Here is a 21662-nt window from a genome sequence, read left to right on the forward strand (position 1 = left end):
GGCGGCGTACGTTCATCATTATTTCACGATTGCACCGTTCGGCATGCCGTCCGGGACGGTCGCCAGCATCAGCTTGTCTCCGTGCGATGCGGCCAAAATCATACCCTGCGACAGCTCGCCGCGCAGCTTGACCGGCTTCAGGTTGACGACGCAAATGACTTTGCGTCCGGCCATCTGCTCCGGCGTATAAAATTTGGCGATACCCGATACGACCTGCCGCTGCTCGTACCCGAGATCCAGCTGCAGCTTCAGCAGCTTGTCGGCGTTCTTGACCGGCTCGGCCGAGAGGACCGTCGCGACGCGCAGCTCGATCTTGGCGAACTCGTCGATCGTAATCTCCGGCTTCGCTTCGGGCGTTTCCGCCGTTTCCGGCTCCCGCTTCGTTTCGGCCGCGGACTCCGCTGACTGCGTTTCCTCCGCAGGGGCGGATCCGCCGGTCATCGAGGCGATAATAAAGGCCGTCTCCTCCGCCGCGTCGAGGCGGGGGAAAATCGGCTGCGCCTTGCGCACCTTCGTGCCTCCCGGCAGCTGCCCGAACGATTTGGCGCTCTCCCATTCGGCGAGCGCGCCTTCCTGGATTCCGAGCTGGCTCCGGATCGCGGCCGGCGTACTCGTCATGAAAGGCTGCAGCAGAACGGAAATGATGCGCAGCGACTCGGCCAGATGGAACATGACCGAGGCCAGCTCCTCCCGCTTCGACTCGTCCTTCGCAAGCGCCCACGGCTGCGTCTCGTCGATATATTTGTTCGTCCGGCTGACCAGCTGCCACAGCGACGCCAGCGCGACGGAAAATTCCATCTTCTCCATCGCCGCTTCCACCTGTGCGGCCGTGCCGGCGGCAAGCTCCGACAGTGCGGCGTCGAACGGCGTGACGGCGCCGGCATAAGCCGGAATCTCGCCGCCGAAATATTTGCCGATCATGGCGATCGTCCGGTTCAGCAGGTTGCCGAGGTCGTTGGCCAGGTCGAAATTGACCCGCTCGACGAAGCCTTCCGGCGTAAACGTGCCGTCCGAGCCGAACGGCACCTCGCGCAGCAGGAAGTAGCGGAGCGCGTCAAGGCCGTAACGCTCGATCAGCTTCACCGGATCGATGACGGTGCCCTTCGATTTCGACATTTTGCCTTCCTTCGTCAGCCACCAGCCGTGCGCGAAAACCTTCCTCGGCAGCGGTAGGCCCATCGCCATCAGCATGATCGGCCAATAAATCGTATGGAACCGGACGATTTCCTTGCCGACCAGATGGACGTCCGCCGGCCAGAACTGCTTGAATTTGGCGTCGTCTTCCGTGCCGTAGCCGAGCGCGGTAATGTAGTTCGTCAAGGCGTCGATCCAGACGTACACGACGTGCTTCGGATCTCCTTTCACCTTGATGCCCCATTCGAAGGTCGTCCGGGACACCGCCAGGTCCTCGAGCCCCGGCTTGATGAAGTTGTTGATCATTTCGTTCTTGCGCGATTCCGGCTGGATGAATTCCGGATTTTCTTCATAGTACTCCAGCAGGCGGTCGGCGTATTTGCTCATTTTGAAGAAATAGCTCTCCTCTTTCACGAGCTCGACCGGACGACCGCAGTCCGGGCAATTGCCGCCGACGAGCTGGCGCTCGAGGAAGAACGATTCGCACGGCGTACAGTACCAGCCTTCGTACGTTCCTTTATAAATATCCCCCTGCTGAAGCAGCCGGTCGAAGATGTCGACGACGACCTTCTTATGGCGCTCTTCCGTCGTGCGGATGAAATCGTCGTTCGTAATGTCGAGCTTGCGCCACAGCTCCTTGATCATCGCCACGATGCCGTCGACAAACTGCTGCGGCGACTGTCCTTTCTCGGCGGCCTTCCGTTCGATTTTCTGCCCGTGCTCGTCCGTGCCGGTCAAATACCAGACGTCGTATCCGCGAAGCCTTTTGTAGCGCGCCATCGCGTCGCCCGCCACCGTCGTATACGCGTGGCCGATATGGAGCTTGTCGCTCGGATAATAGATCGGCGTTGTAATATAGAACGATTTGTTCGTTTCGCTCATTGTCGCTTCGGACCTCCTGATTTTGAGTTCAAGTTCGTCATTGCACACCGATAAAACGCAAAAAGAGCTTCCATCCACTATGGGACGAAAGCTCAGCGCTTACGCGGTACCACCCAATTTCCTTCGGCGGCGGGCGCCTTGCCAAGGCCGCAGAAGCTTCATGCGTTCCGCTCCCTGCCGGGCGGAACGTTTGCGGCCTTTAACGGGGCCTTGCGCCGCTCCCTTGCCTGCGGCCGCAGAAGCCGGCCGGCGGTTCGAAAGCGGATTCTCCGGGACCATCTTCGGGAGGCTGCGCCTTGCCGGTTCTCAGCTTCCCCGGCTCTCTGGAAAGGGCAACGGATCCGTACTTATCCGTTCATCGAATTGCATTATGGAAACGAATGTCTTTCCTTTGTTCACACTATACCGAATCGCCGCCTGCGCTGTCAAGCTTGCCGGAAGCGCCGTCGCCCGCCCCGCCGGCCCGGGCCGCGGCGGCCCGTTCCGCCTTCGTCGGGGGCACGTGATCGATCCCCCCGGGATGAAACGGATGGCAGCGGGCGATGCGCCGGGCGGCGAGCCATCCGCCCTTCAGCGGGCCGTGCTTTTCGATCGCCTGAAGGGCGTATTCCGAGCAGGTCGGATAGAACCGGCACGTCGGGGGCTTCAGCGGGGAAATGAACCGGCGGTAAAAACGGATCGGCGCCTGCGCAGCCCTTCGCAGCTTCATTTGGCCGCCCTCCCTTCCCTTCGCTCCGCGTCAATGAAAACCCGTTAAGAAAAGCCGATGCCGATTTTCAGCTGTCCGGCTGCCTGCAACCCCATCATGACCGAAAATCACGATTGCGTCAACGGCAGCCGCATCCTCCCGAAGCCCGGCGGTACATGTGTCGTAAATTTGAAGCTTATTTGTCATTTAAACGGATTATAGACCGTTTTCATTTGTGTTACCTTATCGTTGTGTCGCATAATTAGAGTATAATTTTACGAAAACATTAGGAGGAACCTCAATGATCCGCGTTGCAATGCTCAGCTATTGGCACGTCCACGCCTGGGACTACACGAAGCAGGCCCAAGCAAATCCGAATACCGAAATCGTCGCCGTCTGGGACGAGCTGGAAGACCGCGGCCGGGAAAACGCCGGCAAGCTCGGCGTTCCGTTCGTTGCCGATTTGGATGAGCTGCTCGCCCGCGCGGACATCGACGCCGTTATCGTCGATACGCCGACCAATCTTCACCGCGACGTGATGGTGAAAGCGGCCCGCGCCGGAAAACATATCTTTACGGAGAAGGTCGTGGCGCCCACGCTGCGCGAAGTGAACGAAATTTTAAGCGCCATCCGTGAAGCCGGCGTGAAGCTGACCGTCTCCTTGCCGCGTCTGAACGACGGCTATACACTGGCCGCTCAGGAAGTCCTCGCCAAGGGGCTGCTTGGAGAACTGACGCAGGCGCGCGTCCGCCTGTCCCATAACGGCGCGACGGCCGGCTGGCTGCCGTCCCATTTCTTCAACCAGGAGCAGTGCGGCGGCGGTGCGCTGATCGACCTCGGCTGCCACCCGATGTATTTGACCCGCCTGTTCCTCGGCCTGCCGCAGTCCGTCAGCGCATCGTACGGCTACGTGACCGGCAAGGACGTCGAAGACAATGCGGCCGTCCTGCTGCATTACGGCAAGGCGATCGGCATCGTCGAAGCGGGCTTCGTCAACAGCCACTCGCCGTTCTGCGTTGAAATTCACGGCACCGAAGGGACGCTGCTGTACGGCCTGCCGGACGCGGTGATCCGCGTGCGCAGCAACAAGCTGGACGCCAAGGAATGGGTAACGGTGGATATCCCGGCTAACCGCGAATCCGCGTTCGAGCAATGGGTCGGCCATGTTTTGAACGGCACGACCGCCGACGAGAACATCGCGCTGGCAACCGATTTGACAAAGCTGATGGAAGCATCTAATCTGTCGGCCGCCGAGAAACGCACCGTCTCGCTCAGCGAGCTGCAGGGCTGATTTTATCCAAGTGAAAGGAGCGGAGCGGCTGCATGGCTAAACCGTTTGCATATGCTTTGATGGTCGACAAGATGGACGCCATCGACCGGCTGGAGATCAGCTTTCGCTGGGGCGGCTACGGCTTCCGGGTGCTCCGCTGCCACCTCACAACGTTCACGCCGGGCAAAATGATTCGCTTTCACAAGCATTCGGAATACGAGTTTCATTTTATTCCCCGGGGCAAAGGGACCGTCATCCTGGGCGAAACGAAGCACTCGCTGCACGAAGGGCTGTTTTATTTGACCGGTCCGGGTGTCATCCACCAGCAGGAAGCGGACGCCCGCGAAGCGATGGATGAGCTGTGCCTGCATGTTGATATCGTCAAGCTGGGCGAAGCCGGCGGGGAGCCGGATGCGGAAGCGTGGGGCGAGAAATGGGAGCGGCTCGAAGCCGAGATGTGCGTCCGCTCGCTCGATGCGCTGCCGCAGCGTCCGCTTGCCGATCAATACAACGCGATGTCGTGGTTTCTGACCGCGTACCGTGCCTTGAGGGAAGAGCAGCCGGGCGCGTTCTCGACGATCAAGCAGTCGATCATCCAGATTTTGCTGCGGTCGGGCAGAATGTGCTCGGTGCCGCAGGCGACGTTCGAGCCGCCGGCCCGCAACATGAACGAGCATCGCTTCAACATCGCCACCCAGTTTATTCACGACAATTATTCGCTGCCGATTACGCTGCAGGAGGTGGCCGAGCGCATCCCGATCAGCGGGAGGCAGCTTCAGCGCATTTTCCGGGAACGCGGCGCGGAATCGTTCAGCGCCTATCTCGAAAATTACCGGCTCAGCCAGGTATGCGCCGCCATCGTGGAAGGCCGGAGCTCGTTTGAGCAAATTGCCGTCGAGCACGGCTTTGCCAGCAGCAATTACTTGTATTACGTCTTCAAGAAGCGGTTCCATATGACACCGAAGCAGTTTAAGGAAAAGCAGCTTGCGGACGGATCGGTTCGCCCCAGGCTTCATCCCCATATTGGAAACGGAGCTGAACACAATCATGAGCAAAACGCTTAAAATCGGCATTATCGGCAGCGGCGGCATCGCCCGCGCCCATATCAACCAGTACAAAAAGCTGCCGGACGTCGAAGTCGCCGCCGTCGCGGACGTCGTGCCGGGCAAGGCGCAGCAGTTTATCGAGGCGCTCGGTCTCGAAGGCGCGGCCGCGTACGAAGATCACCGCAAACTGCTTGAGCTGGATTTGGACGGCGTCAGTATTTGTACGCCGAACGTCGCGCATCACACCACCGCGGTGGACGCCATGCGGGCGGGCAAGCAGGTGCTGCTGGAGAAGCCGATGTCCGTCACGCTCGCCGAGGCGCTCGACATGGTTCAAGTATCGCGCGAAACGGGCCGCATGCTGACGATCGGTTTCCAGCCGCGCTACGACCCGAACATGAAGCTGGTTCAGGATATCGTGCAGTCCGGCAAGCTCGGAAAAGTTTATTATGTCGAGACGGGCGGCGGACGCCGCCGCGGCATGCCGGGCGGGACGTTCATCCGCAAGGAGCTGGCCGGCGCAGGCGCGATGGCCGATATCGGCTGCTATTCGCTCGATATGGCGCTGAACGCGATGGGCTACCCGAAGCCGCTGACCGTTTCGGCCTACACGTCCAATTATTTCGGCACGAATCCGCTGTATCACAAGGAAGCGGAAAAGTTCGAGGTCGAGGATTTCGGCGTCGCCATGGTCCGGTTCGAAGGCGACCTTGTGCTGCAGTTCAAAATCTCGTGGGCGATGCACATGGATTCGCTCGGCTCGACGATGTTCCTCGGGACGGACGCGGGACTCAAGGTTAATCCGTTCGGCTCCGGCAACTGGTCGGGCGTCTGGGACGGCAAGGTCGGCAATTTGACGCTGTACCATGATTTTATGGGTCAGCAGACGTCGACGCCCGTGCCGATTATCGAGCATTCGAAGGACTTGTTCTTCGAAAAGGTGCGCGATTTCGTGGACGCGGTGCGCGAGGGCCGTCCGGCGCCGATTCCGGCCGATCAAATCGTGATCCAGCAGGCCATCATCGACGGCGTGCTCCGTTCGGCCGATCTGAAACGCGAGGTCTCGATCGAACTGCCGTAAGGAGCTTCCACTCGATCGGGCACAACAAAAGCCTTCTCTCCCTCAGCATGTTGGCTTCGGGAGAGAAGGCTTTTTGACTTGCCCGTTTGATTTGCCTGTACGCATTAATATTTCGTTGCCGGCAGCGGCGAAAGCAGAAGCGCGATCGGGAGGTTGCTGCCTGCGGCGAGCGTGAAGGCGATTTCCACCGATTCCTGCGTATCGCCGGTCCGGTACAGGACGGCCGCTTCCGAGTTGTCCTTCAGAATGCTGTTCTCGGTCACCGGCACCACCTGCCCGTTCACGATAAAGCCGCCGGTATAATAACCTCCGCGCGCGTTCAAGCTGATCAGCGTATGCGGGGCGACATGCGGCATGCGCAGCGTATACATACAGCCGAAATTGCCGTAGTTCAGCTGCAGTTCGCCGGTCGTTTCATCGATGCCGGTCAAATATTGATCGATTTTGGAATCGCCCAGCTTAATCAGCTCCGGCTCGGTGCCGAGCGTGTCGTCGATCTCGATGAGCCGGTTTGCGTTATTGAACGTCCCCCGCACGTGCAAATTATCCTTTTCCATGATGGACAGGTTCGGCAGCGCCTGAATCGGATCTTCGTTGGCCGCCACGACGACGACGTCGTAAACGACTTCCTGGTCGGAATAAATGTCGGCATAAGCGGACAGCACGTCGCCAGGCTTCATCGGGATTTGATGCAGATCGTCATAAATGATTTTCGACTGTCCCGGTTTGATCGACACCACGTTCGACGCCGGAGGGGTCAAATAGGAGCTCAAATAGCGCAGCGTCGACATTTTGCCGGTATTGTATACGGACGGGGCCGGACCGCCCAGACCGGAAGAGGTCGTGCTGACATTGACCGTCGTGCCGTTTTTATTGGTCGCAACCAGGTACATTTTAACCGGGTAGCTCATTTTGTTCATGTTGTAAAACATGAATCGTGCCTGGCCCGTCAGCTGGGCTTCGTAAATGATGCCTTCGCGGACCAGCGCTTCGGGGTTGTCGCTGAGCACCATTTGCGAGTTGTCGGACTGAATCTTATACGACAGTGCCTTCATATTCAGGACGGAGCTGCCGTCGATCGGGAATTTGTCGCCCGCTTTCGTGAACAGCTTGTTGTACTCGTCCTGCGTGTACAGCACCTCGCTCGTTACCGTGACCGTCTTCGTCACCGAACCGACCAGCCCCTGGCTGTCTTCGACCTGAAGCGTAATCGTTTTGTCGCCCGGCTCGAAATAAACAAGCTGCGGAGGATTCGTATCGTAAGTTTTACCGTCCACCGTCCACGTACGGCGGACAATCGCGTTCTGATCGTCGGTGCTCAAATCGTTCAGCATGATCGGCTCGCCAATCCTGTACGACGGCTTATCGGTGGAAAAATCGGCCACCGGCGGCTGGTTCGGCGCTTTCACCTCTATCGTAACCGAGTACGGCTGGCTCCACTGGCCGTTCACGTCTTCCACCTGACGCGTAATCGTATACGTCCCAGGCTCGGGGAACACGCTGAGATTGCCCTGCCAGATGTCCGCTACGAACGGCTGCCCCGTCGAGTTCGTCGAATGATCGACATACGTCACCTGCGTTTGACCGGCAAAGATTTCGGCGGGCTGCACCTCGAAATCGGCGGTCGGCTGTACGTACCGCTGCCACGTCAGCGTCATTTTCGTCCCGGCGATGGTCAGCTTGCTTCCCGTAATTTCGGACCATGCACGCAGAGGCACCATCAGCGAGCCGTTCAAAATATACGTCGCTCCCGACGCCTTCACCATCGTTCCGTCCATCTCCACGATCGCGCTGCCCGGCTTGAACCGCAGCTCGTGCTCGCCGCTTGTCGCGATCGATTCTTTCGTCGCGGGATTGTACGATACTTTATAGCCGTACCGCGCCGAAATGGCCCGGAATTCGACAAATCCCGTCCCGTTGTAAATGGTCAACGGCTGCGTTGACTTCCAAACGACCCCATTATGCACGATCACATTGCTGCGCAGGGTCAAAACGAGCGTATCGGTCGGCGTTCCGTCGGCCGACGCCGTTTTGACATGTCCCCCGGCGAAGGGGGCCAGCAGCAGCGAAAACATCAACAGCCACTTCAATGATTTCATGCTCCGTCTCCTTTATTACGCACACTTTCTTTTAGCTCCCGCCGCCGCGTCCGGCGCCTCGCAAGTTCGAACTCAAGATCATTAAACGCGGATGCCGCTGGAAAAGTTGCGCAAATCGAAAGGGAAAGTTGCTGACGAAGCGGGATCGGTCACAAAACTGTCATCGGCCCATGCGCATGGCGATCAGGAAGCTGGCGGCCATTGCCGCGAAGGCGGCGGCGCACAGAACGCCGACCGCGAGCCGGGTCCGGGACGCCCGCAGCAGCCGCTGCGGATCGCCCTGCTGCCTGGCCGTGATGACTGCGCGGTGGGCGAACATAAATACGATCAATAAAGCCACAAACACGAAATTAACGACAAACCAGATTTGCTGCCACAAAACGCTTCTCCCCTTTTTCAACCCATTCGGATATCGGCGGATTGCCGGTTTCGGCTAAATTCGACTGTAACCGAACCGCCCGCGATTTGCAACAAGACGGCGTCCCGTTCCTGCTTACCGCCTGTTCTTTGTGCTATAATATGGACAATCGCTGCCGGATTCGGGTCATGCTTTCTGCATGAGCGCGCCGGATTCGGGCACACTGCCCTGCCAGACGCAGACGGCGTGTGTATACAGAAAGGAATGAACCTGCATGCCAGCAATCGAACGACAAACCGCCCGGTTTACCGGCTTTCACGAGGACGACTTCGACGTATTCGCCGTGCCCGGACTGGAGGCGCGGATGGAGCTGCTCATCGAACGCATCCGTCCAAAGCTCCATGAGCTCGGCGAACGTTTCTCCCCCTTTCTCTCCGGCCTGTGCGGCGAGACGATGTATCCGCACGTCGCCAAACACGCCAGACGGACGGTCCATCCGCCGAACGATACGTGGGTGGCGTTCGCGCCGAACAAAAGGGGCTATAAGATGCACCCCCATTTTCAGCTCGGCTTGTTCGGTTCGCACCTGTTCATCCAGTTTGCCGTTATCTACGAGGCGCCGGATAAAGCACGGTTTGCCGAGCTTGCGCTGAGGCATCTGGACGACATTTTAAGCGAAATACCAGCCGGGTATATCTGGTCGGGCGACCATATGTCGCCGGAAGGAACCTCACAGGCCGAGCTCGGACGCGACGGCGTCCGCCTGCTGCTGGAGCGGCTGCGGACGGTGAAAGCCGCCGAGGCGCTTTGCGGCATCCGCTTGGACCGCAACGATCCGCTGCTGCGCGACGGCGAGGCTCTCATCGCCAAGGCGGAGGAAACGTTCCGCCGTGTGCTGCCGCTCTATAAAATGGCAGCCTCGCCGAAGTAAGCCGCCCGCCAACGAGACAACGCCCGCCGTACCCGGAAAACCGGGACCGGCGGGCGTCTTTTTAACCCGTCCTGCTTACACACGCCAGGCTTTGCTTTAGGCCGCCTGATCGACAGCGCCTCCAGCCCGCTGGCGCTTCGATTTGCGGAAGAAGAACAGCTCGTAGATGCACGGCACGATGACGAGCGTCAGCAGCGTCGCCGCCGCCAGGCCGCCGATGACAACGATGGCGAGGCTTTGGGAGACGATGCTTCCGCTTTCCGTGGAGCCGAAGACGAGCGGCAGCATGGCGCAAATCGTGGCGACGGCCGTCATGACGATCGGCCGCATCCGGGTCGAGGACGCTTCGATGAGCGCTTCGCGGATCGACATGCGCCGTTCGTTCTGTTTCACGCGGTCGATCAGCACGATCGCGTTCGTCACGACGATCCCGATCAGCATCAAGGCGCCGAAGACAGCCGTAAAGTCCGGCGTTATGCCCGAGACGAGCAGGCCGGCTACCGCGCCGATGGCGGCGAGCGGAAGCGAGCACAGGATGGCGAGCGGCGCGCGGATCGTTTTGAACGTGATGACCATAATCAGGTACACGATGCCGATGGCGACGAGCATGATGACGCCCAGATCGGCAAAATCGCCCGCCTGCTGCGCCGAGGCGCCGCCGATGGAGAACGCCGTTCCTTCCGGCGCCTGAAGCTTCTTGACGGCGTCTTCGATCTTTTTGCCGGCGATCGACAGCTGGCTCGGCTCCACATCCGCCGTTACGCGGATATACGGCTTGCCGTCCTTATGAAAAAACTCGCTCGGTTGTTCGGTTTTTACGAGCTTCGCCACGGTCGATAACGGCGCCGGCCCCTGCGGGGTCATGATCGTCAACCTGCCGAGCTCGGCCGCGGATTTCGGGTCGGCCATCGGCTCCAGCAGGACGGCGGTATCGCGCCCGTCGACCGAAATGGAGCCGACCGGAATCGGGTTCAGCAGCGCCTGCAGCTGGGCCGCAACCTCCTGCCCCTTCGATTTGACGGGGTCAAGCACGAAGGTGTAGACCGGCTTTTTCTCCTCCTGGTTCGACTGAACCTTCACCACGTCCTTGATCGGCTTGATCGCCGCAATTACCTCATCCGCGCCTTTGGCGATTTGATTCGGGTCGCTGCCGGTCACATCGACCGTAACCTGCGTCGAGCTGGAGCCGGACATCATGTTCGATGCGCCGGCGTTCAAATCCGCGCCCGGATAACCGGAGCGCTGCGCCCGGATGTCGCCGATCAGCTTCTCGGCATCCGCGCCTTTCTTGACGGCAACCATATAGGTCACGAGCGTCGGCGAAGACACCGCGCCGTATTTGGCGTTATCGGAGCTGTTGCCGTTCTGCATCAGCACCCAGTCGATGTCGCTCCGTCCGTTCAGCCACGCTTCCAGCTTCCGGCCGTTCGCGATGACGTCATCCTGCGGCGTTTCGCCCGGATATTGAAGCGTCACGTTCAGGTTCGACGCATCGGACGAATCGAGCGCCCCCTTCGGCATCGCCGCATAGGCGGTAACCGAGCCGGCAAGCAGCAGGACGGCGGCGAGCAAAGGCACCCACTTGAAGCGCAGGTTCCACGCCAGAAATTTCGCGAAGCGCTGCGAGCCTTCGTGCTCCTTCATCTTCGTGCCGCGCAGAAGAACCGCGCTGAGCAGCGGCACGACCGTAAGCGCGACAAGCAGCGAGGCGAGCAGCGAATAGGCAACGGTCAGCGCAAACGGCAGCAGAAAGCTCTGAAGCGAGCCTCGCAAGAGCCCCATCGGCAGGAAGACGGCGACCGTCACGAGCGTCGACGACGTGATCGCTGCGGCGACCTCCTTCGTCGCGTCGATCACAAGCGGGATCGAGAACGGCTCCTTCTGCAGCCTGCGGTAAATATTCTCGATGACGACGATGCTGTCGTCGACCAGCCGGCCGACCGCGACCGCCACTCCGCCCAGCGTGATGATGTTCAGCGAGACGCCCGAAATATCGAGTAAATAAAGCGTAATGCCAAGGGACAGCGGGATGGACACGATCGTCACGAGCGTAGCCCGAAAATTGCGCATGAAGATCAAAATGACGACTGTAGCGAACAAGGCGCCCATCAGCACCTCGCGCAGCATAGAGCTGACCGAATGGGTCACCATGTCCGACGTGCTCAGCAATACGCGGGCATCGACGCCCTTCATGTCTTTGTTAATCTCGTCCACTTTCTCGCCTGCCTGCTTGCCGACGCTGACCGCATTGGCTGTCGCCGATTTGGCGATCGTCAGCACAAGCACATCCTTACCGTCCAGGCTCGTCAGGCTTTCCCTGCTGCTTGCCAGCTTCACGTCGGCGACGTCGCCGAGCGCCACGCCGGCGGCGACCGGCAGCTTCTTCAGCGTCTCGATATCGTCCACGGCTGCAAGCACGTTAATGTTTCCCGACGCGCCGTCAATCGTCTTCTCGCCGACGGCGGACGATGCCGTCCGGCCCTGCAGCACGCCCATCAGCGCTTGTACGGGGACGCCCTTTGCGGCCAGCTTCACCGCATCCGGCACGATTTGCACGCTCGGCGCCGCTTTGCCGCCCAGGGTGACCTGACCGGCGCCGTCGATCTTTTTGAAGGCGTCCACGACGTCCTTCTCCGCCCGGTCGCGTTCGGCCGCCGTCATGCTGCCGTCAAAAGCGACCGTCACCCAGGCGATCGGGATCATGGTCGTATTAAATTGCACGACAAACGGCTTCATTACGCCCTGCGGAAGCTGCACCGCATCGACCGCCTGCTCGACCTCAGCCTTGGCTTCCTTCATATCCGTTTTGGAATCAAACGTCAGATTGATTTGTGAAAACCCGTTGCCGGATGTGGACAGCATGTCCGTCTTTCCTTTGACGAACTGAACCGCCTCTTCCAGCTTGGCGGTCACTTCGGTTTCCATCGATTTCGCATCGTAGCCTTGTCCGATCGCGGCAATCGTGATCGCCGGATTGTCGGCCTCCGGCAGAAACTCCATCGGAAGCTTCCAATAGCTTACCGCTCCCATAACCAGCGCGATCAGCACGACAATCTTCATCGCTGCTTTGTTGTTGAATGCCCATTTTGTCAATGCGTGCATTTTCTTTGCTAGCCCTCCCGGAATGTTCACTAAAAAACTTCTTGCTCAAGCTTACCTGATTGCGGGCGTCCGCAAAATCGACCGCAGACCAGTCTTGGGCCCCGACCTGAGACCGAGGCGCCGCTCCTTCCCCGGGCGAAGCGAACCGATGCCGGTCTTTTTCGCTCCATTAACAAAACGATGCCGGTATGATATGATTTTACCGAACTTGAGGGATTCGGATTGCGGCAGAAAAGGTGTGAGGTTCATGCAGGATACGAAGGAACAATGGCTGGCCGATCTGCTGAAGGACGGGGACGGCGGCAAAATGACCGAGAAGCAGGCCCGGATCGTCCAGGCCGCCATCGAGATTTTTGCAGAAAAAGGGTTTGCCGCCTCTTCCACGAGCGAAATCGCCCAGCGCGCCGGCGTTGCGGAGGGGACGATTTTCCGCCACTATAAAACAAAAAAGGAGCTGCTCCTGGCGATCGTCGCCCCGACCCTGACGAAGCTGATCGCACCGCTCGTGCTGCGCGATTTGAACAAGGTGCTGGACGAGGAGTACGACAGCCTCGAACAGTTTTTGCGGGCGGTCATCGCAAACCGGATCGAGTTTCTGGATAAGCATCAGCGCATTATCCGCATCGCCGCTCAGGAAATCTCGTTTCATCCGGAGCTGCAGGAGCATTTCAAGAACGAAGTGATGAACCGCGTTCTGGACCGGCTACGGAGCGTGATCGAGCGGCTGAAGTCGGAAGGCAAAGTTGCCGCCATGCCGTCGGAAACGATCATTCGGCTGATTGGCTCAAGCTTGTTCGGGTATATGATGATCCGCTCCTTTTACGGCAGCCGCGAAGGAGCGGTTTGGGACGACGAGCGGGAGCGCGAGGAGACGATCGCCTTTATCGTCCGCGGCCTCGGCGCCCCAAAGGTTAACTGACCGCTTCGCTTCCGGCGGAGTGCCTCTGCCCTTCCCTTCGATCATAAAAAAAGACGCCGGGCTTGAGGTGAACCCTCTCCGGCGTCTTTCGTTTGGCTTGGCTTTACAGCCGCTGTTCCGATACGGCGGCCGTCTCCGCGCTGCTGCCCGACGCCCGGTCGAGCGACCGGAACCGGAACAGGAACAGGAGCGCCGCGAGCGATAACGCTCCGCCGGCAGCGTACGGCAGCGGCAGGCCGATGCTGAGGAGCGATGTCCCGATCAGCGGCCCGAAAATGCGGCCGAGGCTGTCCATCGACGAGCTGAGCCCCGAGGCGACGCCTTGGCCGACCGTCGTTTTCTGGGTAATGAGCGACGTGACGCACGGGCGAATCAAGGCGTTGCCGACGCCGAATATGGCCAGATAGACCGTCGCCGTAGCCAGTGAATGCGACGTCAGCAGCAGCAGAAAGCCTGCGGCCGAGATGAGCAGGCCGGCGGCGATGTACCCCGGCTCCTGGCCTTTGCGGATCCTCCTCCGTACGACGCCGCCCTGAATGAGCGCGCCGACGAGGCCGCATACGAGAAACATGATGCCGACCTGAAGCGGCGTCACATTAAACCGCTGGATGCCGAACAGCTGCAGCGTCGCCTCCAGTCCGGCCAGCGACAGCGAAACGAACAGCGCCAGCATGTACAAATATTTAAGCGGTCCCGTAAAAGCCGTCCAGCGCGAAGGCTTGCGCTCGTGAGAGGCGCGGCGGCGGTCCGGCTCGAGCGATTCCGTCAGCTTCGTCACGGCGAGCAGGAACGTGATAAGCGCAAGCCCGGCCGCGGCGAAAAACGGCGTGTTTTTGGATACGAGGCTGAGCAGCCCGCCGAAGCCCGGCCCGATCGTGAAGCCGAGGCCGATCGACATGCCGACGAGGCCCATTCCTTTGGTCCGCTGGTCGGGCGGCGTAATATCGGCAACGTAAGCGACGATGACCGACGTGACGGCGCCGGAGAACAGACCTCCGAGCACGCGAGAGGCATACATAAGCGGCAGGCTGCCGTCGGCGACGCCGAACAGCAGGAAGCTTGCGGCGAAACCGAGCACTCCCGCCATAATAACCGGGCGGCGGCCGATCCGGTCCGACAGGCTGCCCCATACCGGCGAAATGATGAACGATACGAGCGAATACAGCGACAGCATCCAGCCGGTATGAAACTCCACCCGGTCCGGGCTCGCTTCTTTAATCAGCTCCGGCAGCACCGGAATGATAATTCCAAAGCCGATGAACGTGGTCATCAGCATCAGCATGACGATCGCGAGTCTTTTGTCTCTCATCTGTTTCGTCCCTCCACCCCCTCATCGTACCACAAGTTTGGAACGCCTTGTTATGAACAAATGAAGAACAAACAGCATCAGCAGCACCGAGCCGCTCAGGAAAAACGGCGCATGCGGGCCGAGCTTGTCCCACAGTCTTCCGGACATAATGCTGCCGAATACCATCCCGAGCCCTTCGATCGTGAGGAAGAAGCCCCATACCGCGCCGCGCTCGGATTTCGGGATCGCTTCGGCGATCAGCGCATTCCAGGCCGGGATGATGCAGGCGTAGCCAAGACCGACGAGCGCAACGATCAGCAGCACGTGCGGGAGCGACCGCGTGTAGCCAAGCACCGGCAGCGAGATCGCGGCGGTCAGGAAGCCTGCGTGCAGAAACCATTTCGTGCCGAACCGATCCACCCATTTGCCGACCGGGATAAGTCCCGCGACGGTCACCGCTCCGCCCGCCAGCAGATACAGGCTGTACTGCCCCGGCGACAGATGAAGCACCGTCCGCGCATACAGCGTCAGCACCGGCGTCAGCAGGCCGAGCGCAAAATTTTGCGAGAACATGGCGGGATACAGCAGCTTGCTGGCCTGCATCGAACGGCGCACTTTTGCGAAATAAGCGGAAGCCCGCTCCAGCAGCGGCACCGCTGCGCGGACGTGCTCCGCCTCTTTCCGCGCCGCTTCGGTCCGTCCCTCGATCTCGTCGGATTTCCGTTTCCCCGGCAGAAAAAGCGCCACCAGCACGACGGCCATCATCATGCCGACCAGCATCCGAAAGGCGTTCTCGTATGTATGCGCGATGAAGAAATTGATCACGACCGGCCCGGCGCCGACGCCAACCAGCCACGCCATATAAACGAAGCTCATGATCGTTCCTTTCGCCTCGTTCCCCGCCACCGCCGTCACCCCCGTAATCACGCACGGCCACAGCGGCGACGAGCCGACGCCGAGCAGCACGCAGGCGAAGACGATCCAGTAGACGTTGGACGTCACCGCCACGATCGATACCGAAACGAAGCAGAGCAGGACGCCGAGCAGCATGGCGGTCCGATAGCCGATCCGGTCGATGATCCAGCCGAGCGGGCTGCGAAAAACGTTGTCCCCGATATACTGGAGCGCCAGCGCCCAGCCGACCGCATAGGCGGACAATCCGAGCACCGTCCCCATATAAACGGGCAGGATGGAGATAAGCAAGGCGCCTTTTACAAATTCGACAAGAAACATAATGATCAGCAGTTGAATGACGAAGGGCGACGACAGCACTTTTCCTTTGGTCCAGCCTTTGCGCATTTTCACCGGTGATTCGCTCCTTCCCTGTAAAACGGCCTGCCGGAACAGACCGCCGCATTTCCTTTTCTACGTTCTAGTTTCCACAAAAAAAGTAACTTGCAATCCCCCCCGGTTTTGCTATACTCAAGCTTGTTTGTACGACTAACGACGAAAGGCTGGGATGAAGCATATGGATCATACCCGGACTCCGCTGTTCAGCGCGCTGCGCGGGCATGCGGCACGCAATCCCGTTCAATTTCATATTCCCGGACATAAAAAAGGGCTCGGCAGCGACCCGGAATTCCGCGCGTTCATCGGCGATAATGCGCTGTCGATCGACCTGATCAATATCGCGCCGCTCGACGATCTGCACCAGCCGACCGGCGTCATCGAAGACGCGCAAAAGCTTGCCGCGGACGCATTCGGAGCCGATTATACCTTTTTTTCCGTACAGGGCACAAGCGGCGCTATTATGACGATGATTTTGACGGTATGCGCCCCAGGCGACAAAATCATCGTTCCCCGCAACGTGCATAAATCGATCATGTCGGCGATCATTTTCGCCGGCGCGCGCCCGGTCTTCATTTCGCCCGCGCGGGACGCCAATCTCGGCATCGATCACGGCATTTCGACCCGCGCGGTAAAGCGCGCGCTGGACCGCCATCCGGACGCGAAGGCCGTGCTTGTCATCAACCCGACCTATTTCGGCATCTGCGCGAATTTGAAGGAAATTGTCGAGCTGGTCCACAGCTACGACATTCCGGTGCTCGTGGACGAAGCGCACGGGGTGCTGATTCATTTCCACGAAAAGCTGCCGATGTCCGCCATGCAGGCCGGCGCCGATATGGCGGCCACGAGCGTGCATAAGCTGGGCGGCTCGATGACCCAAAGCTCCGTGCTGAACGTGCGCGCCGGCCGTATCAACCCGCAGCGGGTGCAGACGATCATCAGCATGCTGACGACGACGTCGACCTCTTATTTGCTGCTGGCTTCGCTCGACACGTCCCGGCGCCATCTGGCGCTGCATGGCCACGAAATCGCCCAGAAAGCCATCGATTTGGCCGATTATGCGCGCGCCGAAATTAACCGTATTCCGGGTCTTTACTGCCCGGGCGAGGAAATTCTGGGCGGCGAGGCGACGTACGATTACGACCCGACGAAATTGACGGTTCATGTCCGCCATCTGGGCATTACCGGTTACGAAACGGAAAACTGGCTGCGCGAAACGTATAACATCGAAGTCGAGCTGAGCGATATGTACAACATTCTTGCCCTCGTGACGCCCGGCGATACACAGGATTCGGTCGGCACGCTGCTATCGGCGCTGCGCGATCTGGCGAACACTTATCACGAGGTGAACGAAGCAAACGAGCTGGTCGTGAAAATTCCGGAGATCCCCCAGCTCTCGCTTACGCCCCGCGACGCGTTCTATGCCGAAACGGAGGTCATTCCGTTCAAGGAATCCGCAGGCCGCATTATCGCCGAGTTCATCTATGTCTACCCGCCGGGCATTCCGATCTTGCTTCCCGGCGAAGTCATATCGCAGGAAAATATCGATTATATCGTTGACCACGTCGAGGTCGGACTGCCCGTGAAAGGACCTGAGGACCGCAGCATCGAATTCGTTAAGGTCATCGTAGAGGAAAAAGCGATTTCATAAGCCCTTGATCCGCATTGCCGGGCGGTCTTTTCGGATTGTCAACCGCCCGGCGGAATGCTATGATGGTACACGTATATAACCGAATGCTCCGCGTTTTTGCGAAAGGTGGTCTTGACTTTGAGTCAAAGCGCTTACATTACATTCGTGGAAGGCTCCGCCGTCGAACGGCTCAGCCTGGACGACGTGAAGGAATGGCTTGGACGATACCGCCGTCAGACGTCGTTGACCGGCGAGCAGCTGGATTGGGATTATGCCGACGCCGCTTTTCCTTATACCGTGGAAACCCGGCCCGGGGAGGAAGACCGCTGGTTTTATTTGAAAGGAACGACGCCGCAATACCGGTATATTTTGTTCGGCGTCGGCAACAAAGCGGATGGCGAACGGGAAACACATTTCGTGCAGGTTGTGCTTCCCGACGACGCAACGCACGGCGATAAGGCGAAAGGCAACGAGCTGTGCAAATATTTCGCCCGGCATCTGAAAGCCGAGCTTACGCTGTTTAACGGGAGAACGATGTATTTCAACCCGCGCAAATAATTTCGTACATACAACGATAAACCCCGCCCTCCCGGCTGCCGGGAAGGCGGGGTTTATCGCTAAATACGGACGTTAAGCCCGGCTGTTCTCGCGTTCGGCGATTTCTTCATAAATGCGGGTGACGCGGTCCCACTCGGCATCGTCCTCGATACCGACGAGAAACGCTTCCTCGCCCTCTTCTTCGATGCGAAAAATAACGCCGTCCGCTTCCGGATCGTTCCGGTCCAGCAGAACCGCATAGACCTTTTCCTCGGATTCGAACGTATATACCATCACCATTTCCCGCTCTTTGCCTTCCTCGTCCTCGACAAGAAAAACGTGCTCCTCATGCTCGTGGTCATGATCGTGACCGCATCCGCAATCGTCGCCGTGAATATGTTCGCTCATCGTAAACCCTCATTTCTGTATATGTACCAAGCTTACAGGTATCGTAACATGATCGCCCTGCCCGGTCAAACGAGAAGACCCCGCTCCTCAAAGGGCGGGGCCGGTACGTTTATTTGGATGTAATCGTTTTTTCCGATACGACTCTCCAGTCATCGTTCGGGTTGATCTTCATGAAGAAACGAATGACGTATTTGCCTGGACTGTTGAACGTGTAGGTAATATCGTTCGTTTTGTACCAGAAATTGTCTTTCTCTGTCTTCTCGTTCTCCGACTGAATGATTGTCTCCGTCCCGCTCGGATCGAACAGGGAAACCTTGACACCGGAAATGTCGGTCGTTAAATTATCGATTTGGGCGAATACATTGAACGTAATTTTGCTGCCTGCCGTTACATTGCCGAAAATCTTCTTGTCGTCCTGGAAAAGAAACATATGAACGTTCGGTTTAAACAAGGTCGCCGTCTTGCCCTCGTCGTCCCAAACGATCAGTGACTGCAGCGTATCGGCAATTTGCCTGATCGGCAAATAGGTCTTGCCGTCAACAATCAAACCGGAATCGTCAAGCGTCGATCCGTTCACGATCACGCGGATTTTCTGCGCGGCGGAATCGGCGAAGATCATCGTACCGCCCCATAATGACATGACCAGCAGCAAGATGAGAATCTTTCTGAATTTCATGGTCGCAAACCCTCCATCCGTTTGTCTGGATGAATGGTTATACTCACCAAGTCGTCCAAAGTTGCGCAACTTGAACACGTTTTTTGTTTCGCGTACCGTTGTCGCATGTTGAAGAAAAGCGCGCTTGCCCGGGAAATGGCTCTTCTACGTTACCGCGTGATGCGGTCAGACGTACGTTTTCGTCAAAATGCAGGGCACGCCGTTTCCCGCCGCCCCCGGCTGCCGCATATGGTCCAAGTACCGCATCCCGCGGGCGCAAGGCGTTTTGCACACCGCGCATGTATCGGATAAAACCAGCTTCAAAACGGCTTGCTTCCGATCGGAGCGCGTCTTCTGTTTTTTCACCGCTTTACCTTTTGCCATCTGATCGTGCACCTGCCCCATCGTCACGGTTGTTTCCCCACATTGTATGACAGGCGAGGCTTGGCGGTATGTTGTCCCGGCTGTCTCGCAGGCGGACCTGCGGCAATTTGGGCCCGCTTTCCAACGCGAACCGGACATGGTACAGTAAATGCGAACCATTTTCCACGGGGGGTTAACCGATTGAACATTCAAATGCTTGGGACGGGCAGCGCGTTTGCCAAACGTTACTTCAACAATAACGCCCTGCTTGATGCGGAAGGCGGGACGGTCATGCTCGACTGCGGCATTACGGGACCGGCCGCGCTCCATTCGCTCGGCAGGACATTCAACGATATCGACGCGCTGCTGCTCAGCCACATTCATGCCGATCATATCGGCGGCGTCGAGGAGTTTGCATTTCAAATGAAATTTGTATACAACCGGAAGCCGGTTCTCTATATTCCGGAGCCGCTGACGAACGTCTTATGGGAAAACTCGCTAAAGGGCGGTCTCGTTCAGGAGGAATGGACGAAGCTGGACGATTTTTTCGAGGTTCGTCCGCTGCGGGAAGGAGAAGCCGCGGAGCTCGTGCCGGGCTTGTCGGTCGAGCCGATCCGCACCCCGCATATCGCGGGAAAAGCCAGCTACTCTTATATCGTGAACCGAACGTTTTTTTATTCGGCGGACATGACGTTTCAGCCGGAGCTGCTCGCCGAGCTTGCCGGACGCGGCTGCACGGTCTTCTTTCACGACTGCCAGCTGAAATCTCCGGGCATCGTTCATGCTTCGCTGGACGAGCTCTTGACGCTGCCGGAAACGATGCAGGAGCGGATATGGCTGATGCATTACGACGATACGAAACCGCAGTTCGAAGGCAGGACCGGAAAAATGAGATTTGTGGAGCAGCACTCCCTGTACACCTTCGAGTAACGAAAAACAGCCCGCTGGCCATCCAGCGGGCTGTTTTCGTTATCGAACCGGTCAGAAGCCCGGCAGGGAATCGAGATTGTTGCTGGGGTCGCCGTCGGCATCGCCCCGGATATAGGTTTCGCCGTCTCTGCCCTTAAAGGCATTGACGCCGGCGATTTGACCTTCTTGGACGGCTGCGAGCGCCTGCTCGTAATTAAGAACGCGTCCGGAGGACGTCCTGAAGGCCGTCAGATCGCCGTCGCCGTTTTTCTGAACCGCTACGAACGTTTCCCGCTGCCCCGCATTCGGGTTCACCGCATTGTTGTCAGCCATGGTACGCTCTCTCCTTTCGTGATCGATTCGGTATTTAGGTTGCCCGATAAGCCGGTAAAAAATGCCCCTGCCGGAATGAAGCCGCACGGCTGCGCACCGAAAATTCCGATGCGGCTCGGCGCTCAGCCGCCTGTCGGCAGCGGCACGCGGTTCGGATCGCCTTCCCGTTTGCCGGCATACGGCGGCGCAAGCGTCTGCGATTCGTTCGGGGGATCGTATACATCCCCGAAGACCGTTTCGCTTTCGGGTTCCCGGTATACGTCGGCAAATACGTTTTGAACCTGATGTCCGCCCGGCTTCGCATCCGCCCCGGATTCCGGATTGCAGCCGGAACAAGCGAGCATCATGACAGCGGCTCCAAAAACGACGGCGATTGCTTTCATGCACATCTTCCCTCATTTCTTCAAAGTCAGGAATAGTGTGCACCAATTCGATCACTCTCAAACGCGCCGTACGTCAATGACCGCCGCGGTTTTTGCCGTCGTCCGCCGCATCCGGCGGCAGCCGGCGCATCCACAGGAACTTCTCATCGTAAGCGGTCGAATCGTGAACGATCAGCTTCACGACGCAAACGGATACCACAATAACGAGAGCAAACAGGCCGATCAGCCAAATCACCAAATAGGCCGCCTCATTCATGCTACTCCGCCTCCCACGACGCTTTTGTGTAAAGGTATGCGCCGCATAAGGGAAATAGTCGCGCATGGAATAAAAGCGCGGCAAGCGTTTATCCTATTTGTTT

21 protein-coding genes are annotated in these 21662 nt (G+C 58.7%); 8 read left to right on the plus strand and 13 right to left on the minus strand.

Features of this window, described 5'->3' with window-relative positions; all coding sequences use genetic code 11:
- Positions 1–18: 18 nt before the first annotated feature.
- A complete protein-coding gene (metG, locus tag PD282_RS16680) occupies positions 19–2016 on the minus strand; it encodes a methionine--tRNA ligase (protein WP_274651778.1) in 1998 nt (665 codons plus the stop codon).
- A gap of 400 nt (positions 2017–2416) precedes the next feature.
- Positions 2417–2725 carry a membrane protein insertion efficiency factor YidD gene (gene yidD, locus PD282_RS16685; protein WP_274651779.1) on the minus strand — a complete coding sequence of 103 codons (309 nt, stop codon included), beginning with the start codon at positions 2723–2725 and terminating at the stop codon, positions 2417–2419.
- Between the two features lie 280 nt (positions 2726–3005).
- Here yidD and PD282_RS16690 point away from each other — a divergent pair, with 280 nt between their 5' ends.
- Genes PD282_RS16690 through PD282_RS16700 form a run of 3 tightly spaced genes read left to right on the plus strand, consistent with a single transcriptional unit; the run spans position 3006 to position 6101 of the window.
- Positions 3006–3995, plus strand: coding sequence for a Gfo/Idh/MocA family protein (locus tag PD282_RS16690; protein WP_274651780.1), 990 nt, complete (start codon positions 3006–3008; stop codon positions 3993–3995).
- A 32-nt stretch (positions 3996–4027) separates the two neighbouring features.
- Positions 4028–5038 (plus strand): AraC family transcriptional regulator, encoded by a 1011-nt coding sequence (locus PD282_RS16695; RefSeq protein WP_274651781.1) that lies wholly within the window; start codon positions 4028–4030, stop codon positions 5036–5038.
- The gene (locus PD282_RS16700; RefSeq protein ID WP_274651782.1) at positions 5022–6101 is read left to right on the plus strand and encodes a Gfo/Idh/MocA family protein; all 1080 of its coding nucleotides are present in this window, start codon (positions 5022–5024) and stop codon (positions 6099–6101) included. The genes PD282_RS16695 and PD282_RS16700 overlap by 17 nt, the downstream gene beginning before the upstream one ends.
- Before the next feature lie 104 nt (positions 6102–6205).
- Here PD282_RS16700 and PD282_RS16705 read toward each other — a convergent pair whose 3' ends face one another.
- Together PD282_RS16705 and PD282_RS16710 are read right to left on the minus strand one after the other, a co-directional pair.
- On the minus strand, positions 6206–8200 hold the full coding sequence (locus PD282_RS16705) for a stalk domain-containing protein (protein ID WP_274651783.1): 1995 nt from the start codon (positions 8198–8200) through the stop codon (positions 6206–6208).
- A 160-nt stretch (positions 8201–8360) separates the two neighbouring features.
- Entirely contained in the window at positions 8361–8579 is a 219-nt protein-coding gene (locus tag PD282_RS16710; protein WP_274651784.1) for a hypothetical protein, read from the minus strand.
- 253 nt (positions 8580–8832) lie between these two features.
- On the opposite strand from PD282_RS16710, the gene PD282_RS16715 reads away from it, so the two are divergent.
- Complete coding sequence (locus tag PD282_RS16715; protein WP_274651785.1) at positions 8833–9489, plus strand: YktB family protein; 657 nt, start codon at positions 8833–8835, stop codon at positions 9487–9489.
- A 96-nt stretch (positions 9490–9585) separates the two neighbouring features.
- On the opposite strand, the gene PD282_RS16720 is transcribed toward PD282_RS16715, so the two are convergent.
- Complete coding sequence (locus tag PD282_RS16720; protein ID WP_274651786.1) at positions 9586–12591, minus strand: efflux RND transporter permease subunit; 3006 nt, start codon at positions 12589–12591, stop codon at positions 9586–9588.
- A 247-nt stretch (positions 12592–12838) separates the two neighbouring features.
- Between PD282_RS16720 and PD282_RS16725 the strand changes: the two genes are divergently transcribed.
- Entirely contained in the window at positions 12839–13510 is a 672-nt protein-coding gene (locus PD282_RS16725) for a TetR/AcrR family transcriptional regulator (RefSeq protein ID WP_274651787.1), read from the plus strand.
- Positions 13511–13613: 103 nt separating this feature from the next.
- Here the strand turns inward: PD282_RS16725 and PD282_RS16730 are convergent, their stop codons facing one another.
- Positions 13614–14819, minus strand: coding sequence for an MFS transporter (locus tag PD282_RS16730; protein ID WP_274651788.1), 1206 nt, complete (start codon positions 14817–14819; stop codon positions 13614–13616).
- A gap of 21 nt (positions 14820–14840) precedes the next feature.
- Complete coding sequence (locus PD282_RS16735; protein WP_274655281.1) at positions 14841–16097, minus strand: MFS transporter; 1257 nt, start codon at positions 16095–16097, stop codon at positions 14841–14843.
- 169 nt (positions 16098–16266) lie between these two features.
- On the opposite strand from PD282_RS16735, the gene PD282_RS16740 reads away from it, so the two are divergent.
- Both PD282_RS16740 and PD282_RS16745 read left to right on the plus strand, forming a co-directional pair.
- Entirely contained in the window at positions 16267–17736 is a 1470-nt protein-coding gene (locus PD282_RS16740) for an aminotransferase class I/II-fold pyridoxal phosphate-dependent enzyme (protein ID WP_274651789.1), read from the plus strand.
- Between the two features lie 117 nt (positions 17737–17853).
- Positions 17854–18273 (plus strand): DUF1885 family protein, encoded by a 420-nt coding sequence (locus tag PD282_RS16745; RefSeq protein WP_274651790.1) that lies wholly within the window; start codon positions 17854–17856, stop codon positions 18271–18273.
- A 72-nt stretch (positions 18274–18345) separates the two neighbouring features.
- On the opposite strand, the gene PD282_RS16750 is transcribed toward PD282_RS16745, so the two are convergent.
- The 3 genes from PD282_RS16750 to PD282_RS16760 form a co-directional block, all read right to left on the minus strand.
- A complete protein-coding gene (locus PD282_RS16750; protein WP_274651791.1) occupies positions 18346–18660 on the minus strand; it encodes a DUF1292 domain-containing protein in 315 nt (104 codons plus the stop codon).
- A gap of 109 nt (positions 18661–18769) precedes the next feature.
- The gene (locus PD282_RS16755) at positions 18770–19336 is read right to left on the minus strand and encodes a stalk domain-containing protein (protein WP_274651792.1); all 567 of its coding nucleotides are present in this window, start codon (positions 19334–19336) and stop codon (positions 18770–18772) included.
- Between the two features lie 165 nt (positions 19337–19501).
- Entirely contained in the window at positions 19502–19699 is a 198-nt protein-coding gene (locus PD282_RS16760; RefSeq protein WP_274651793.1) for a hypothetical protein, read from the minus strand.
- Between the two features lie 180 nt (positions 19700–19879).
- On the opposite strand from PD282_RS16760, the gene PD282_RS16765 reads away from it, so the two are divergent.
- Positions 19880–20608 carry an MBL fold metallo-hydrolase gene (locus PD282_RS16765; RefSeq protein ID WP_274651794.1) on the plus strand — a complete coding sequence of 243 codons (729 nt, stop codon included), beginning with the start codon at positions 19880–19882 and terminating at the stop codon, positions 20606–20608.
- A gap of 51 nt (positions 20609–20659) precedes the next feature.
- Here PD282_RS16765 and PD282_RS16770 read toward each other — a convergent pair whose 3' ends face one another.
- From PD282_RS16770 to PD282_RS16780, 3 genes are all read right to left on the minus strand, one after another.
- Positions 20660–20920 (minus strand): DUF3892 domain-containing protein, encoded by a 261-nt coding sequence (locus tag PD282_RS16770; protein WP_274651795.1) that lies wholly within the window; start codon positions 20918–20920, stop codon positions 20660–20662.
- A 122-nt stretch (positions 20921–21042) separates the two neighbouring features.
- The gene (locus PD282_RS16775; RefSeq protein WP_274651796.1) at positions 21043–21303 is read right to left on the minus strand and encodes a hypothetical protein; all 261 of its coding nucleotides are present in this window, start codon (positions 21301–21303) and stop codon (positions 21043–21045) included.
- A 73-nt stretch (positions 21304–21376) separates the two neighbouring features.
- Positions 21377–21559: a hypothetical protein gene (locus PD282_RS16780; RefSeq protein WP_274651797.1), complete on the minus strand. Its 183-nt coding sequence runs from the start codon at positions 21557–21559 to the stop codon at positions 21377–21379.
- Positions 21560–21662: the final 103 nt, after the last annotated feature.

Origin of the sequence: Paenibacillus humicola (assembly GCF_028826105.1) — a bacterium.
GTDB lineage: Bacteria > Bacillota > Bacilli > Paenibacillales > Paenibacillaceae > Paenibacillus_Z > Paenibacillus_Z humicola.